The sequence below is a fragment of the Brachybacterium endophyticum genome, assembly GCF_003130585.1.
Lineage (GTDB): Bacteria > Actinomycetota > Actinomycetes > Actinomycetales > Dermabacteraceae > Brachybacterium > Brachybacterium endophyticum.
Genome location: NZ_QFKX01000002.1, coordinates 470,682 through 486,552 on the forward strand (window position 1 = coordinate 470,682; position 15,871 = coordinate 486,552).

Here is a 15,871-nt window from a genome sequence, read left to right on the forward strand (position 1 = left end):
CCCGAAGGCACTGTGTACATTTGTCAGGACAGCGGCAGCGCTGAGGGGTGCCATGTCACCCCTGACGCCGACACCGGGACGAGGAGGGACCCATGGGCGCGGAGAGCATCCCCCCGACCGAACTGATCATCCCCATCGACCGCGGCTCCTCGACGTCCCTCTACCTGCAGCTCTCCGCTGCGATCGAAGGGGCGATCCGCGACGGGCAGCTGCCCCCGGGCTCGCGGATCGAGAACGAGCTGCAGCTCGCGAGCCGGCTGAAGCTCTCACGCCCCACGGTGCGCCAGGGCATCCAGGAGCTCGTGGACAAGGGACTGCTGGTGCGCAAGCGCGGGGTCGGCACCCAGGTCGTCGAATCCCAGGTCAACCGCCCCGTCGCGCTGACCTCGCTGTTCGACGACCTCGCGCGGGAGGGCAAGCGCCCCCGCACCGAGGTCCTCGAGTACCGGATCGGTCGCCCCTCGGCGGAGGCCGCGGGGCGCCTGCTGCTGGGCGCCGGCGAGCTCGTGCTGGAGCTGGTGCGCGTGCGCTACGCCGACGACGAACCGCTCGCCGTCATGCGCAACACCCTGCCGGAGAAGTTCGCGCCCACCCGTGAGGAGCTGCTGGAGAAGGGGCTGTACGCGGCCCTGCGCGAGCGCGGGATCGCCACCGCCGTCGGCCACGAGCGCATCGGCGCGGTCACGGCCGACGAGGAGCACGCGACACTGCTCGAGGAATCGGTCGGCGCGGCGCTGCTGACGATGGACCGCAAGTCCTTCGCCAACGACGGCTCCGTGATCGAGTACGGCCACCACGTCTATCGCGCCTCGCGCTACTCCTTCGAGGTGACGCTCGTCGACGGCTGACCCGCGCCGGTTCAGCCGGAAGCGCTGGTCCGCTCGGACGCGCCGGGGCGCCCGGGAGCACCGGGCCGGTCCGCCGGGTCGAGGGCACCCGCCCGTCCCGCCGCTCCGAGGCGGATGGGCACGAAGGCGAGCAGCCCCAGGGCGATCACCACGATGATCCCGATGATGCCCATGCGGGTGTCGTGGAACAGGGCGACCGAGGCGGAGAACGCGGCGGTGCCGAGGAAGCCGAGCGCCCTGCCCGTGGTCGCGTAGAGGCCGAAGTTCTCCGTCTCGCGCCCCGGGGCCGAGAGCCGGGTCAGCAGGTTCCGCGAGGAGGACTGCACCGGGCCGACGAACAGGCAGATCGTGAGGCCCATCACCCAGAACACCAGCTGGGCCTCGAGAAGGAAGATCACCAGGCCCAGCACGACGATCGCCGCGCAGCCGATGATGATCACGGCGCGCGAGCCGATGCGGTCGTCCAGCCGCCCGCCCAGGAAGACCCCGACGCCCGCGATCAGGTTGGCGGCGATCCCGAACACGATCACCTCGACGGTCGAGAACCCGTAGGCGTTCGCGGCGAGCACCCCGGCCACCGAGAACACCGCGCCCAGCCCGTCCCGGTAGATCGCGGAGGCCGCCAGGTAGGCGAGGGTCGCGGGTTCCTCGCGGAAGGCGCGGACGACCCGGCGCACGATCGCCGCATACCCCTGCCAGGGGGTCCACCGGGTCCTGCCCGTCTGGACCCGCCGTTCGCCCTCAGTCGCCGCGTCGTCACCGCCCTCGATCTCGCCGCGTGCGCGATGACGCGGTGCCCACAGCATCAGCGGGAGGGTGCCCAGCAGGATCCAGAGCGCGGTGAACAGCGGGATCGCCCGCAGGTTCCAGCCGTCGTCCGCGGGGATGCCGAGGATCCCGGTGCCGGGCATCACGAAGAGCACGAGCACGAGCACCAGGCACAGGATCGACCCCCAGTAGCCGACGGCCCAGGCGGTGCCGGAGACGCGCCCGCGGTTCTCCGTCGTGGAGATCTCCGGCAGCACCGAGTTCACGAAGACCCCCGCGAGCTCCGAGAACACGACCGCGAGGGCGATCAGCACGGCACCGAGCGTCAACGAGTCCGCGTCCAGGGCGACCAGGGGCATCGCCGCGATCGTCGCCACCGTCGCCAGGGTGGTGATGCGCAGCAGCGCGTTGCGCGATCCCCCGGAGTCCGCGAGGTTCCCCAGCAGCGGCGCCAGCAGCGCGATCGCGACGGCGCCCGCGGCCTGCCACGAGGTGAGCACCTGGGAGCCGTGGTCCTGCGCCGCCTTGATCGCCTCCTCGCCGACGGCCCCCTGGGTGGCGACGGCGTTGGTCACGTAGGTCGCGAAGACGAACGTCAGGATCACCGAGCTGAACGCGGACATCCCGCCGTCCCACAGGGCGAAGGAGACGAGGGAGCGGCGGGAGCGGGCCGCCGGGGCAGGTCCGGATGAGGAATGGGGCACGCTCATGTGCGCACCCTATGTCCGGCCCGCAGGGAAAGGTCACTCCGACCCAGCGGCGGCACAGGGCATGCAGATAGAATTCCGAGTATCCCCAGCCGCCCTCATGGACGGAGTGCCCGTGCTCGCTGTGCTCGTCGCGCATCTCGCAGCCGCCCTGCTCGGGCCGCTCGCGGTGAGGGTGATGGGGCGCAGCGCCTTCTACCTCCTGGCCGTGGTCCCCGCGGCCAGCGCCCTGTGGCTGGCCACGCTGGACCCGGCGGCGCTCACGACCTCGCCACGGGTGCACTCGATCCCCTGGATCCCGCAGTTCGGGATCACGCTGACCTTCCGGCTGGACACCCTGAGCTGGCTGCTCGCGATGATCGCCACGGCGGTCGGCGCGCTCGTGCTGGTCTACTGCGCGCGCTACTTCAAGAACACCGAGCCCGGGCTGGGGCGCTTCGCCGGCGTGCTGACCGCCTTCGCCGGCGCCATGGTGGGGCTGGTGCTGGCCGACGACGTCATGGTCATGTTCGTGTTCTGGGAACTGACCACGATCTTCTCCTACCTGCTGATCGGCCACTACGCCGAGAAGCGGGCCTCGCGCCGTGCCGCGATCAACGCGCTGATCTCGACCACGGCCGGCGGGCTGGCGATGTTCGTCGGGCTGCTGATGCTCGCCGAGCGGGCGGGCAGCATGAGCCTCGCCGCGATCGTGGAGAGCCCGATCTGGCACGGCGACGACGCCTATCTCGTGATCGCGCTGCTGCTGATCGCCGCGGGCGCCGTCAGCAAGTCCGCGCTCGTGCCCACCCACTTCTGGCTGCCCGGTGCGATGGCGGCACCGACCCCCGTCTCCGCCTACCTGCACGCCGCTGCGATGGTGAAGGCGGGCGTCTACCTGGTGCTGCGCCTGGACCCCGCGATCGCCCAGGTGCCGTACGTCGGCCCGGTGATCGTCGTGCTCGGCGCGGCGACGATGCTGCTGGGCGGCTGGCGTGCTCTGCGCCAGGTCGACATCAAGCTGCTGCTGGCCTACGGGACCGTCTCCCAGCTGGGCTTCCTGATGGCCGTCGCCGGTCTCGCGACCCCCGATGCGGTGCTCGCCGCGAGCGCCATGCTGGTCGCCCACGCCGCCTTCAAGGCGCCGCTGTTCATGGTGGTCGGCATCATCGACAAGAAGTACGGCACGCGTGACATGCGGGTGCTCTCGGGCGTGTGGCGTGCCGCCCCGATCGTCTCTGTGATCGGGCTGATCTCGGCCGCCTCCATGGCCGCCGTCCCGCCGCTGCTCGGCTTCGTCTCCAAGGAGGCGATCTTCACCGCCCTCTGGTACGGCGGGACCGCCCAGCGCCTCCTGCTGGTCGCGCTCGTCGCCGGGTCGGTGCTCACGGTCGCCTACTCGTGGCGCTTCCTCACCGGTGCGCTCGGGCGCGCCCCGGGTGCGCCGCCCGTGCGGGCGGCCGCCATCAGCCCCGGGTTCTGGCTGCCGCCGGCCGTGATCACGCTGGCGACGCTCGCCCTGCCCGTGCTCGCCCACGGCCTCGAGGTGATCACGGCCCGGATCGCCGACGGCGTCCCCGGCGAGCACGCCGGGGTGCACCTGGCGATCGTCCCGCACCTGGGAGTGCCCCTGCTGCTGAGCGCCGTGACGCTCGGGCTCGGCGTCCTGGTGGCGGTCCTGGCACGGCCCGTCGAGCGATTCCAGCGCGCCGTCTCCCCGCAGCGCTGGGCGCCCGGACGCGCCGGGGTGCTGCTGGACGCCGAGCGCGGGTTCCGCGGGCTGATGCGTGCGGTGGACAGCATCGCCGTGCTGGTCACCCCGCTCTACCAGAGGGGCTCGCTGCCCTTCACCCTGGGCACGATGCTCGTGGTCATCATCGCCATGGCCGCGCCGATCCTGTTCTGGCAGAACCCCCTGCCCGACAACTTCGTGCCCTTCATGCGCCCGGTCGAGATCCTGCTGCTGGTGGTCGCGGCGATCGCGTCGATCGGCGCGGCGAGGGCACGCCGGCGACTGCGCGCGGTCTTCCTGATCACGGTCACCGGCTACGTGGTCGCCCTCTACTTCCTGCTCGCCGGTGCCCCCGACGTCGCCCTCACCCAGGTGCTCGCCGAGACCATGATGACCGTGGTGCTCGTGCTCGCCCTGCGGCGCATGCCCGCGTACTTCTCCCGTCGTCCCCTGAACCTCGACCGCTGGCTGCGTTGGACGATCGCGATCGGCACCGCGGCGGCGCTCTGCGGCGTCGCGGTCTACGCGGCGGCGGCCCGCCAGGACGATCCGCTGGGGCGTGACCTCATCGAGGCGGCGTACACGATCGGCGGCGGCCACAACGTCGTCAACGTGACCCTCGTGGACGCCCGCGTCTGGGACACCTTCGGGGAGATCTCGGTGCTGCTGGTGGTCGCCACGGGCGTCGCCTCCCTGATCTTCGTCACCCAGCGCGAGCAGTCGATCGCCCGGGTGGAGTCGGTGCGGCCCTCGCGCACGATCTGGAACCGTCGGGCCGACACCGAGCTGCCCCGCAACCTCCTGGAGCTCGACACGCGCCCCGAGGACGTCAGCGGCAACCGCTGGCGCACCTGGCTCTCCGCGGGACGCACGCTGGCCCCGCAGCGTCGCATGGTGGTCCTCGAAGTGATGACCCGGCTGTCGTTCCCGCTGATGATGATGTTCTCCGTGTACCTGCTGATGGCCGGTCACAACCATCCCGGCGGCGGTTTCGCAGGCGGCCTGGTCGCGGGCATCGCGCTCACCCTGCGCTACATCGCCGGCGGCCGCTACGAGCTCTCCGAGGCCGCGCCGGTGCAGGCCGGTCTGGTGCTCGGCGTCGGCATGGCGACCGCGGTGGCGGCGGCGGTGCTGCCCGTGTTCTTCGGCGGCAGCGTGTTCTCGACCGCGACCCCCGTCGTGCACGTCCCGGTGCTCGGCGAGCTGCACTTCCCCAGCGCGCTGCTGTTCGACATCGGCGTCTATCTCGTGGTGATCGGAGTGGTGCTGGACATCCTGCGCAGCCTGGGGTCCCAGATCGATCTCCACCAGGAGGCCGAGACCGAATGAGCGTGAGCCTGACCCTGGTCCTGACCGCCGGCGTGCTGATCGCCTGCGGCGTCTACCTCGTGCTCGAACGCACCCTGACCCGCATCATCCTGGGCTTCGTGCTGCTGGGCAACGGGGTGAACCTGCTGTTCATCGTCGCCGCCGGGCCGTGGGGCGAGCCGCCCTTCGAGGGCAGCGGGGATCCCGGGACCATGACCGACCCGCTGCCGTTCGCGATGGTGCTGACCGCCATCGTCATCACCCTGGGCGTGACCGCCTTCGTGATGGCGCTGGCCTACCGGGCCTGGCAGCTCTTCGGCCACGACGAGGTCCCCGACGACGTCGAGGACCGGCGCGTGCTGCGCCGCTCCCGCGGGCGCACCGGGCAGGGCATCGAGGTGGGCTGGGCCGACCAGCTCGACGAGGACGCCCGCCGCGGCGCGCTCGCGACATCGCAGGGACTCCCGGAGCGTCGCGAGGCCGACCCGCTGGGCGAGGACCTCTCGGGCGACGAGGACGTCCCGCAGGACTACACCGAGGCCGACGAGGCAGAGGGGGAGGAGCGCCGATGAGCATCGAGCTGCTGCTGGCCCTGCCCGTCGTCCTGCCCCTGGGCGGCGCGGCCGCCTCGCTGATCCTGCGCCACCACGCACGGCTGCAGCGTGCGGTGAGCATCGCGACCCTGGTCGCGATCCTGGTGGCCGCCCTCGCCATCGGCTACGGGGTGAGCGCGGACGGCACGCTCGTGCTGCAGATCGCGAGCTGGACGCCGCAGCTCGGGATCGTGCTGGTCGCCGACAGGCTGACGGCCCTGATGCTGGTCGTCTCCAGCATCGTCACCCTCGCCGTGCTGATCTACTCCAGTGCGCAGACGGTCAGCGAGAACACCGAGCGCACCCCGGTCGCGATCTACCACCCGACCTACATGGTGCTGGTCGCGGGCGTCTCCAACGCCTTCCTCGCCGGGGACCTGTTCAACCTGTACGTGAGCTTCGAGATCCTGCTCGCGGCGAGCTACGTGCTGCTGACCCTGGGCGGGTCCGCGAGCCGCATCCGCGCCGCGACCACCTACGTGATCGTCTCCCTGCTCAGCTCGATCATCTTCCTGGCCGGCATCGCCGCGGTCTACGCCGCGGTGGGGACGGTGAACCTGGCCGAGCTCGCGGTGCGCCTTGACCAGCTGCCCGACGCCACCCGCATGGGGCTCGAGCTCACGCTGCTGGTCGCCTTCGCGATCAAGGCCGCGATCTTCCCGCTCAGCGCCTGGCTGCCGGACTCCTACCCGACGGCGCCGGCGCCGGTGACCGCCGTGTTCGCCGGACTGCTGACCAAGGTGGGCATCTACGCGATCATCCGCCTGGAGACGCTGCTGTTCCCGGCCTCCCAGCTGGAGGTGCTGCTGCTCGCGGCCGCCGGCGCCAGCCTCGTGATCGGGATCCTGGGCGCCGTCGCCCAGACGGACCTCAAGCGTGTCCTATCCTTCACGCTGGTCTCCCACATGGGCTTCATGCTGTTCGGCATCGGGGTGACCACGCGGCTCGCGATCGCCTCGACCATCTACTACGTCGCCCACCACATCACCGTGCAGTCCACGCTGTTCCTGGTCGCGGGGCTCATCGAGCACCGCACGGGCACCACGAACCTGGGCAGGTTGGGCGGCCTGGCCAAGGCGGCCCCGCTGCTGGCCGTCCTCTTCTTCCTGCCGGCCATGAACCTCGCGGGCATCCCGCCCTTCTCCGGGTTCCTCGGCAAGGTCGGCCTGGTGGAGGCGGGCATCGCCCGCGGCAACGAGGCCTCCTGGATCCTCGTGGTGATCAGCGTGGTGACGAGCCTGCTCACCCTGTACGCGATCGCGAAGATCTGGAACCGTGCCTTCTGGCAGAGCCCGCCGAGCGGCACCGACATCGACCGCACGGGAGCTCCCGTCCCCGCGCTCATGTTCGGCGCGACCGGCGCCCTGGTGATCGTCTCCGTGCTGCTGACGGTCCTGGCCGGTCCGCTGCTGCACTACACCGACGAGGCCGCCCGTTCGGTCCTGGACCGCAAGCCGTACGTCAGCGCCGTGCTCGGTGAGGACGCCGCATCGCACCTGCACTGGCGCATCGGTGACGACGGCACCCGGGTGGAGGGGCGATGAGGGCGATGCTGCGCGAACTGCCCAGCCGGTGGCTGGGCCTCGCCGTCACGACCGTGTTCTGGTGCCTGCTGTGGGGCGGGTTCTCCCCGCGGGACGTGCTGGGCGGGCTCGCGGTCGCGATCCTCGTCTACGTCGTCTTCCCCCTGCCCTCGATGGCCCGCGAGGTGACGCTGCGGCCGCTGGCGTTCCTGTGGCTCTGCGTGCGCTTCCTGTGGGACATGACGGTCTCGGCCGTCCAGATCGCCTGGTGGGCCGTGCGCCCGGGGCCCGAGCCGCCCACGGCCGTGATCGCGGTGCCCCTGGCCTCGCGCTCCGACCTGTTCCTCACCTTCACAGCGGCGCTGTCGACGTTGATCCCCGGTTCCGTGGTGGTCGAGGCGCAGCGCGCCACGGGGACCCTGTTCCTGCACGTGATCGGTGTGGGCACCGAGGAGGCGGCCGAGGTCGCGCGGGAGCGGACGCGGGCCCAGGAGATGCGCCTGCTGCAGGCCCTGGCCCGCAAGGACGTGCTCGAGGAGGCCGAGGCCTCATGAGCCTGGACATCATGCTGCTGGTGATCGCCGTGGTGCTCGGCCTCGCCGCGATCCCCGCCGTCCACCGGATGGTCGTGGGGCCGACGGTCCTGGATCGTGCGGTCGCCTCCGACATGCTGATCGTGCTGGTGATCGCCGGGATGGCGCTCTACACGGCGGGCAGCGGCACCGAGTACGCGGTGCCGCCGATGCTCGGCCTGACGGCGCTCGCCTTCGTCGGCACCCTGGTGGTCGCACGGTTCGTCTCCCGCGACCGGGCCGTCAGCGGTGAGGCGATCCATCACGGGGACCCGGGGTCGCGGGGCCAGGTCGCCGCCGGGCCGGCGGAGGATCCGGGATCCGGGGACGGGGCCGAGCAGGTCGCCGCTGCGGTGCGGGCTCCGGGCGCGCAGCAGGTCGACGCGGCGGAACGGGCCGACGTGGCGGATCAGGCCGACGCGGCGGATCCGGCCCACGCACCGGAGCCTGCCGGCGGAGCAGAGCAGGCAGATCGAACAGAGCAGGCCGACCGAGCGGAGCCCGCGGAGGCTGCCGGGAACGCTCCCTTCACCGACGACTCCGGGGAGCGTCTGCGCCACGGGACCGGCCGCGGAGCGGGACCGCGGCTGCCGGGTCCGGCGAGCGACGCGCACGAGCCGGACAGGGAGGAGTCATGACGGTGATGGACGTCCTCGGCCTGGTGCTGATCGCACTCGGGTCCCTGTTCGCGTTCGTGGCCTCGATCGGCCTTCAGCGCTTCACCGACGTGCTGCGTCGGATGCACGCCGTTTCCAAGCCGCAGACCGTGGGCCTGCTGCTGATCCTGGCCGGTGGCGCCCTGATCGCCGGCAGCTGGACGATCGCCGGATCGATGCTGCTGGTGATGCTCGCGCAGATGGCGACGGTGACCGTCTCCAGCACGATGGTGGGCCGGGCCGCTTTCCGACGGGGCTTCGTCGCCGGCAGCGCGTACACCATCGACGAGCTGACCCCGCGTCTGGCGGCGACCTTCGACGAGGACGACGACGAGGACGGCTTCATCGACGAGGCGCAGGGCCCGCACCTCGGCGACGAGGAGCCCTCGCGCTTCCCCGAGAACGTGGTGGGCAGCGCGCACGAGGACGCCGACCTCTCGGGGCTCAGCAACTGGGGCGAGCCGGAGGACTCCGAGGCGGCGTCGGCCCTGGACATCGACATCGACCTCGAGGACGAGACCGAGAAGGAGCTCGAGGACGTCGTCGAACGACGCTCGCGCAGCGAGAACGGGATCTGAGGGCGGGACCCGTGCGACCCGGCGCGTGAGGTGACGCGCTCAGTCCGGTCGGCGCATGTCGAACCGCAGCGCCTGATCGATGCCGAAGTATGCCGTGGGGCCGCCGCCGCGCAGCACCGGGTCGGCCACGACCGTGTCGAAGACGCCGTCCACCAGGACGGACTCCTCGAGGTGCACGCCCACGACCTCACCCACGGTGAACCGCGAGCCCGCGAAGGCGCCGGCCGACGTCTGCAGGTCGATGATCTGCGTGACCCTGCACTCGAAGCTCACCGGCGAGGCGGCCACCCGTGGGGGCTCGACCTCGAGCGAGGGGGCGGTGAGGATGCCCGCGGCCTCGAACTCGTCGACCGCGGCGGTGGTCGAGGTCGCGTTCATCTGCTCGGCCTGCGCGCGCGAGACCAGGTTCCAGGTGAACTCCCCGGTCGCCTCGCAGTTGGCCACGGTGTCCTTCCAACCGTTGCTGGAGAAGCCGATCAGCGGGGGCCGGTAGTTCAGGGCGTTGAAGAACGAGTACGGCGCGAGGTTGTGCCTGCCCTGCGCGTCGACGGTGGCGATCCAGCCGATGGGCCGGGGCGCCACGATGGCGTTGAACGGATCGTGGGGGAGCCCGTGCCCGTCGGCCGGGCGGTAGAAGTAGGTCACCCTGCCATTCCAGCACGTGCCGGGGGAGTCGAGCTGCGCCGGGGGGGGTATGAGAAGGGGCCCTCACGCGTGTGCGTGAGGGCCCCTGGTGGTGGCTCCGACCGGCGTCGATCCGGTGACCTTTCGATTTTCAGTCGAACGCTCTACCAACTGAGCTACAGAGCCGTGATCGCTCGAGGCGACCGACGACAAGGCTAGCAGGCGGCGTGCGGTGCTCCCAACCGGTCGACACGGGTGAGAGGCATGCCACGGGTGCGAGAGCGGGTGGCCTCAGGAGACCTGCACGATCGTCTTGCCGAGGTTCGCTCCGCGCAGCATCCCCACGAAGGCATCGGGGGCGCTGTCCAGTCCCTCGTGGATGTCCTCGATGTAGCGGACCCGGCCGCTCTCCACCCAGCCGGTCATCTCCCGCAGGAAGTCCTCGAACATCGTCGGCGCGAACTCGCGCTGGATGAAGCCGCGCAGGGTCAGGCTCTTGCGGAGCACAGCGCCCATGAGCTGGCCGCTGCGGTCCGGCCCGTCGGGGAGCGAGGTCGCGTTGTAGCTCGCGGCGAGGCCGCACACCGGCACGCGGGCGAACTCGTTGAGCCGGGGGAGCACGGCGTCCCAGACCCTCCCGCCGACGTTCTCGAAGTACACGTCGATGCCGTCCGGGGTGACCTCGGCGAGGCGGGCGCCGAGGTCCGGGGTGCGATGGTCCAGTGCGGCGTCGAACCCGAACTCGCGCAGGCGCTCGACCTTGTGCTCGCCCCCGGCGATGCCCACCGCGCGCGCTCCGAGGACCTGCGCGATCTGTCCCACGGCGGAGCCCACCGGGCCCGTCGCCGCGGCCACGGCCACGGTCTCCCCGGGCTGTGGCCTGCCGATCGCGAGCAGCCCCGCGTAGGCGGTGAAGCCGGGCATCCCCAGCACGCCGAGCGCGGTGGTGAGGGGCGCGCCGTCCGGGTTGAGGACGCGCAGGCTCTCGGCCGCCTCCACGCTGTACTCCTGCCAGCCGCCGTAGGAGAGCACGACGTCACCGGCGGTGAAGCCCTCGGCGGCGGACTCGACGACCTCCGACACGGTCGCGCCCACGATCACGTCGCCGATCTCCATGGGGGCGGCGTAGGACTCGGCATCGCTCATCCGGCCGCGGACGTACGGATCGAGCGAGAGGTAGCGAGTGCGCAGGAGCACCTGGCCGTCGGCGGGGGAGGGGACGTCCACGACGTCGTGCTGGTAGTCCGTGCTGGTGGGCTCCCCGTGCGGGCGCGCGGCGAGGCGGATGCGGTGGTTCCGGAGTCGTGTGCTCATCCCTCGAGCGTAGGAGGCTCGCACCGGTGGCGGGTGCTCGGGGTGGCCCGGCACCTTCGTCCCGATCTGGTGTGATTCGATTGACATCCGGACGGATCGGTGGGAGTTTCACACCAGCCCCGGTTCGTCCGGGACGTTCCGGAGCCTCCGGTCTGCACGAGGACGTGCTCTCCGAACGACCCGATGTCCGTCGGCCGCGCCCATGCGCGGCCGGGCGCACGTGCGTCGGCCATCCCTCCCCACAGCAAGGTGACTGACCGTGAGCACTGCGCGCACGCCATCGAGAAGAACACTCCTGGGAGGGGCCGGGCTCGCCGGCCTCGCCGGCGCCGGCACCGCCCTGCCGGCCGGAGCCGCTCCCGCGGAGACGACCAGCGGCTCCACGGGCGACTCGCCCCTGAAGGGGCGCGCGAGCATGATCGGCGTCCCCTTCGCCCAGCGCGACACCGTGCGGATCGGGCTGATCGGCCTGGGACAGCGCGGCGGGACGATGTGGCAGGGATGGGCCGCGGTGCCCGGCGCCCGCATCGATGCCGTCTGCGACATCCGCGCCGATCGCGCGACCAAGGTCGCCGACCAGCTCGAGGACGACGGCCACGACCGGCCCCGGGAGTTCGGCGGGTCCGAGGGATCCTTCCAGGACATGCTCGACGAGGTGAAGCTCGACCTCGTCTACATCGCGACGCCGTGGGAGTTCCACTACGCCCACGGCAAGGCCGCCCTCGAGGCGGGCGCGAACGCGGCCGTCGAGCTGCCCATCGCCACGGAGCTCGACGAGATCTGGGACCTCGTCGGAACGGTCGAGAAGACCAGGAACCACCTGTTCCTCTCGGAGAACTGCTGCTACGGGCGCAACGAGCTGGCGATGATGCGCGCCGCCCACGCCGGGGTGTTCGGCGACCTCAGCGACGGGGCCGGCGGATACTGCCACGACCTGCGTCCGCTGCTGTTCGACGAGGACTACTACACCGACCACTGGCGTCGCACCTGGCACACGAAGCACAACCGCTCCTTCTACGCGATGCACGGCCTGGGGCCGGTCGCCAACGCCATGGACATCAACCGCGGCGACCGGATCACGACGATCAGCGCGCAGGCGAGCGCCGCCCGAGGCCTCGCGGACTACCGCAAGCGCTTCATGCCGGCCGACCACCCCTCGTGGAACGACACCTACGTCACCGGCGACCTCGTCACCTGCCTGCACGAGACCGAGAAGGGGCGCTCGATCCGCACCGAGCTGAACACCACCACGGCCCGCCCCTACAGCCGGATCAACTCGATCCAGGGCACCCGGGGTCTGTTCGAGGACTACGTGGGCACGGGTGACTCCGGGGCGCGGATCTACGTCGAGCCCGATCACGGCGACGACGCCTGGCACAGCTTCGACCCCTTCCTCGAGGAGTTCGACCACTGGCTGTGGAAGGAGGTCGGCGACGACGCGGAGGCCAACGGCGGCCACGGCGGCATCGACTACCTGCTGCAGTGGCGCACCGTCCAGTCCATCCGGCTGGGGCTGGTGCCGGACATCGACGTCTACGACTCCGCCACCTGGTGCGCGGCGGTGCCGATGAGCGAGATGTCCATCGAGCAGGGCGGAGCCACGCTCGAGTACCCCGACTTCACCCGCGGGCGCTGGAGCGAGCTGCGCCAGGGGATCGACTCGAAGCAGAAGGAGATGCCGAAGTGAACCCGATGAGAACACCCGCCCCGACCCCGAGCCGCACGGACGACCGACCCGCGGCGGCGACGCTGCCGGCGACGTCGACGAACCGCGTGCTCGCGCTGCGGCGCATCCCGCAGACGATCCTGCTGGCCCTCGCGCTCGTGCTCGGGGCCGCCGTGCCGGCGCTCGCCGCGAGCCAGACGCCGCGGCAGATCGACGCCCAGGTGTCGATGGTCGACCTGGCGGAGCAGGACTCGATCCAGACCCTGTCGGTGACGATCACGAACTCCTCGCGCGAGGCGATGACGGGCACCACGATCACCCTGCACGGGCCGGAGGGGTGGACCACCTCGCCCGAGGCCATCACCGTCGCGAAGCGGATCCAGCCGGGCTCCAGGGTCACCAGGACCTTCGACGTGCGGGTCCCCACTCTCCGCGACGGCTTCCACTCCTACACCTTCACGGCCGACATCGCCTACACGGGCGGGGACGGGCACGGCAGCATCACCGGGGAGCGGGTCCAGACCTCCGGCGAGCCGATCGCGAGTCTCGCGGCGGCCCGCAACAACGTGGGGACCACCTCCCTCGCGCAGCGAGCGGCGGGCGAGTTCGACGGCGAGGGCAACTCCTTCTCCGACGCCGCGCTGAAGAAGGAAGGGGTGAGCCGGGGCAGCGAGATCGAGGGCGCCGGGGCGACCTTCACCTGGCCGGACCTCGGGCCCGCCGCGAAGGACAACGTGGTCGCCCAGGGGCAGGCCATCAGCGTCGACGGCAGCGGCTCCGCGCTCGCCCTGCTCGCCTCGGGCTCGGGACTGAACGCCGCCGGGACGGTGACCGTGTACTACACCGACGGCACCACCAGCACCGGCTCGCTCGCCGTTCCCAACTGGACCGGCGTGGGCGCCGGCGTCGACACCGCCGAGGAGGTCGTCGCCTCCGCCGGTCGCAACACCCCCGACGGCTACGCGAACCAGGACGGGACGTACCGGCTGTACGCAGTGGGCGTCCCGCTGGACTCGGGGAAGGAGATCGAGGCCGTGCAGCTGCCGGCGAACGCCACGATCCACGTGTTCGACCTGCAGATCGTCGGCTGACCTCGGCGGCCGTCGGGCGCTGACGTCCGCGACGACCCGACGCGGACGCGGACATGCGAGAGGCCCCGGAGCATCTGCTCCGGGGCCTCTCGTGCGGGGCGACCCTGACCGGGCTTGAACCGGCGACCTCCGCCGTGACAGGGCGGCACTCTAACCAACTGAGCTACAGGGCCATTCTCATCGTCCTCGCTCGCGCGTTTCCGACCTGAACAACTCTACCGGACCAATCCGGGCCCCTCGACCACTCGGCCTGTGAAACACCTCGCAGTGAGGCCGAGGAGCCCGGGATTGGGTCGGCGTCGCAGAAGCGGACCCGGCCGGATCAGCTCAGCTGATACGTGCTGGACCCGGTGCCGGCGAGGTCGCCGCCGTCGATGATCAGGTAGTCCTCCTCGATCCCGGTGCCCTCGAGGAAGCGCTGCAGGATGTCCAGGGCGCCGGCGGCGTAGCGGGCCTGCGCGGAGAGGGTCGTGCCGGAGACGTGAGGGGTCATCCCGTTGAACGGCATCGTCCGCCACGGGTCCTCGGCGCTCGGAGGCTGCGGGTTCCAGACGTCGCCCGCGTACCCGGCCAGTTGCCCGGAGTGCACGGCCTCGACGACCGCGTCCGGGTCCACCAGCTCACCGCGCCCGCAGTTGATCAGGTACGTCCCGCGCTTCATCGAGGAGAGCATGTCGGCGTCGATGATGTGGCGCGTCGCCGGGTACAGCGGGATCTGCAGGCTCAGGATGTCCATCTCCTTCGCCATCTCGCCGATGTCCTCGTGGTACGAGAGGTCGAGCTCCTTCTCGGTCTCCTCGTCCAGGCGGTGACGCTTGGAGTAGTGGAGATCGAGACCGAAGGGCTGCAGGCGGCGCAGCGCGCCCATGCCGATCGCCCCGCCGCCGACGGCACCGAAGGACATGCCCTTGACGTCGTAGGCGCGGGAGACGCAGTCGGCGATGTTCCAGCCACCGGCCTGGGCGATCGCATGGGAGGGCAGGTAGTTGCGCACGAGGGCGAGCGTCATCATCACCACGTGCTCGGCGACGCTCTCGGAGTTCGAGCCGGTCACCTCGGCGACGGTGATGTCGGCCTCGGCGGCCGCGTCGAGGTCGACGTGGTCCGAGCCGATGCCCGCGGTGATCGCGAGCTTCAGCTTCTTCGCCTTCGCGATCCGCTCCTTCGTGAGGTAGCCGGGCCAGAACGGCTGGGAGATGACGACGTCGGCCTTCGGCAGCAGACGCTCGAACGCGGAGTCCTCGCCGTCCTTGTCGCTGGTGACGAGGAGCTCGTGGCCGTTGTTCTCGAGGTAGTCGCGCAGGCCCAGCTCACCCGAGACGCTGCCCACCAGCTCGCCGGGGGTGAATCCGAGCGGAGCCTCCGGCTTCGGGGCGTCTTCGCCTCCCACCTGCCACGGGACGTCGGGGATCGAGTCGCGCACGGCGGGCGGCGGGTAGCCGGCCTGGGGGTCGGGATACAGGACGCAGAGGATCGTCGCCATGATGGTCAGCTCCTTCTGACATGAGCGGACGCCGTCGCGATCGGTGTCCACCGCATCGCGCCGAGGCGCGTCCGCTCGGGAATGCCCCGGGACAGCCATCGAAACACACGGGGAAGGCGTCGCGGCAGGGGAGGGTGGGCCTCTCAGAGCATCGCGGTCTGCAGCTCGCTGCCGTCGGAGTCGCCGGTGGCGGGTGCCGTGCGGGCGCGGGCGGAGAGGGCTCGAGAGCCATTCGCATGGAGAAGAGAAGTACCCCCAACGGGATTCGAACCCGTGTCGCCGCCGTGAAAGGGCGGTGTCCTGGGCCACTAGACGATGGGGGCCCACGCGGAAGCATACCGATCCGGGGGCGCGGGTCGCGAACGGGTTCCCGCTCGATGCGGCACACCCGACATCGGGAGGACACAGGGAACTCCCGCAGGGTCGCGT

General features: G+C 71.2%; 13 protein-coding genes and 3 tRNA genes. 9 read left to right on the top strand and 7 right to left on the bottom strand.

Going from position 1 to position 15,871, the window contains the following annotated elements; genetic code table 11:
• Positions 1–92: 92 nt before the first annotated feature.
• Positions 93–848 carry a GntR family transcriptional regulator gene (locus DEO23_RS06435; RefSeq protein WP_109275181.1) on the top strand — a complete coding sequence of 252 codons (756 nt, stop codon included), beginning with the start codon at positions 93–95 and terminating at the stop codon, positions 846–848.
• An 11-nt stretch (positions 849–859) separates the two neighbouring features.
• Here the strand turns inward: DEO23_RS06435 and DEO23_RS06440 are convergent, their stop codons facing one another.
• Positions 860–2,326: an MFS transporter gene (locus DEO23_RS06440; protein ID WP_109275182.1), complete on the bottom strand. Its 1,467-nt coding sequence runs from the start codon at positions 2,324–2,326 to the stop codon at positions 860–862.
• Positions 2,327–2,423: 97 nt separating this feature from the next.
• Between DEO23_RS06440 and DEO23_RS06445 the strand changes: the two genes are divergently transcribed.
• From DEO23_RS06445 to DEO23_RS06470, 6 genes are read left to right on the top strand one after another with little or no spacing between them, the layout of a single operon-like run.
• Entirely contained in the window at positions 2,424–5,363 is a 2,940-nt protein-coding gene (locus DEO23_RS06445) for a Na+/H+ antiporter subunit A (protein WP_109275183.1), read from the top strand.
• The gene (locus tag DEO23_RS06450) at positions 5,360–5,914 is read left to right on the top strand and encodes a Na(+)/H(+) antiporter subunit C (RefSeq protein ID WP_109275184.1); all 555 of its coding nucleotides are present in this window, start codon (positions 5,360–5,362) and stop codon (positions 5,912–5,914) included. Before DEO23_RS06445 ends, DEO23_RS06450 begins: the two co-directional genes overlap by 4 nt.
• Positions 5,911–7,479 carry a Na+/H+ antiporter subunit D gene (locus DEO23_RS06455; RefSeq protein ID WP_109275185.1) on the top strand — a complete coding sequence of 523 codons (1,569 nt, stop codon included), beginning with the start codon at positions 5,911–5,913 and terminating at the stop codon, positions 7,477–7,479. The genes DEO23_RS06450 and DEO23_RS06455 overlap by 4 nt, the downstream gene beginning before the upstream one ends.
• On the top strand, positions 7,476–8,012 hold the full coding sequence (locus DEO23_RS06460; RefSeq protein WP_109275186.1) for a Na+/H+ antiporter subunit E: 537 nt from the start codon (positions 7,476–7,478) through the stop codon (positions 8,010–8,012). Before DEO23_RS06455 ends, DEO23_RS06460 begins: the two co-directional genes overlap by 4 nt.
• Entirely contained in the window at positions 8,009–8,668 is a 660-nt protein-coding gene (locus DEO23_RS06465; RefSeq protein WP_109275187.1) for an MrpF/PhaF family protein, read from the top strand. Before DEO23_RS06460 ends, DEO23_RS06465 begins: the two co-directional genes overlap by 4 nt.
• Positions 8,665–9,264: a cation:proton antiporter gene (locus DEO23_RS06470; protein WP_109275188.1), complete on the top strand. Its 600-nt coding sequence runs from the start codon at positions 8,665–8,667 to the stop codon at positions 9,262–9,264. The genes DEO23_RS06465 and DEO23_RS06470 overlap by 4 nt, the downstream gene beginning before the upstream one ends.
• A gap of 39 nt (positions 9,265–9,303) precedes the next feature.
• Here the strand turns inward: DEO23_RS06470 and DEO23_RS06475 are convergent, their stop codons facing one another.
• From DEO23_RS06475 to DEO23_RS06485, 3 genes are all read right to left on the bottom strand, one after another.
• Positions 9,304–9,909 (bottom strand): flavin reductase family protein, encoded by a 606-nt coding sequence (locus DEO23_RS06475; RefSeq protein ID WP_109275189.1) that lies wholly within the window; start codon positions 9,907–9,909, stop codon positions 9,304–9,306.
• Positions 9,910–9,998: 89 nt separating this feature from the next.
• A tRNA-Phe gene (locus tag DEO23_RS06480) sits at positions 9,999–10,074 on the bottom strand.
• A 105-nt stretch (positions 10,075–10,179) separates the two neighbouring features.
• Positions 10,180–11,202 carry an NADP-dependent oxidoreductase gene (locus DEO23_RS06485; protein WP_109275190.1) on the bottom strand — a complete coding sequence of 341 codons (1,023 nt, stop codon included), beginning with the start codon at positions 11,200–11,202 and terminating at the stop codon, positions 10,180–10,182.
• 259 nt (positions 11,203–11,461) lie between these two features.
• On the opposite strand from DEO23_RS06485, the gene DEO23_RS06490 reads away from it, so the two are divergent.
• The gene (locus DEO23_RS06490; RefSeq protein ID WP_240613254.1) at positions 11,462–12,889 is read left to right on the top strand and encodes a Gfo/Idh/MocA family protein; all 1,428 of its coding nucleotides are present in this window, start codon (positions 11,462–11,464) and stop codon (positions 12,887–12,889) included.
• Between the two features lie 5 nt (positions 12,890–12,894).
• Positions 12,895–13,959, top strand: coding sequence for an NEW3 domain-containing protein (locus tag DEO23_RS06495; RefSeq protein WP_133249850.1), 1,065 nt, complete (start codon positions 12,895–12,897; stop codon positions 13,957–13,959).
• 99 nt (positions 13,960–14,058) lie between these two features.
• On the opposite strand, the gene DEO23_RS06500 is transcribed toward DEO23_RS06495, so the two are convergent.
• The 3 genes from DEO23_RS06500 to DEO23_RS06510 form a co-directional block, all read right to left on the bottom strand.
• Positions 14,059–14,132: transfer RNA gene (locus tag DEO23_RS06500), tRNA-Asp, on the bottom strand.
• Positions 14,133–14,281: 149 nt separating this feature from the next.
• Positions 14,282–15,442, bottom strand: coding sequence for an NAD-dependent formate dehydrogenase (locus DEO23_RS06505; RefSeq protein ID WP_109275192.1), 1,161 nt, complete (start codon positions 15,440–15,442; stop codon positions 14,282–14,284).
• A gap of 250 nt (positions 15,443–15,692) precedes the next feature.
• Positions 15,693–15,765 (bottom strand) — tRNA-Glu (locus DEO23_RS06510).
• Positions 15,766–15,871: the final 106 nt, after the last annotated feature.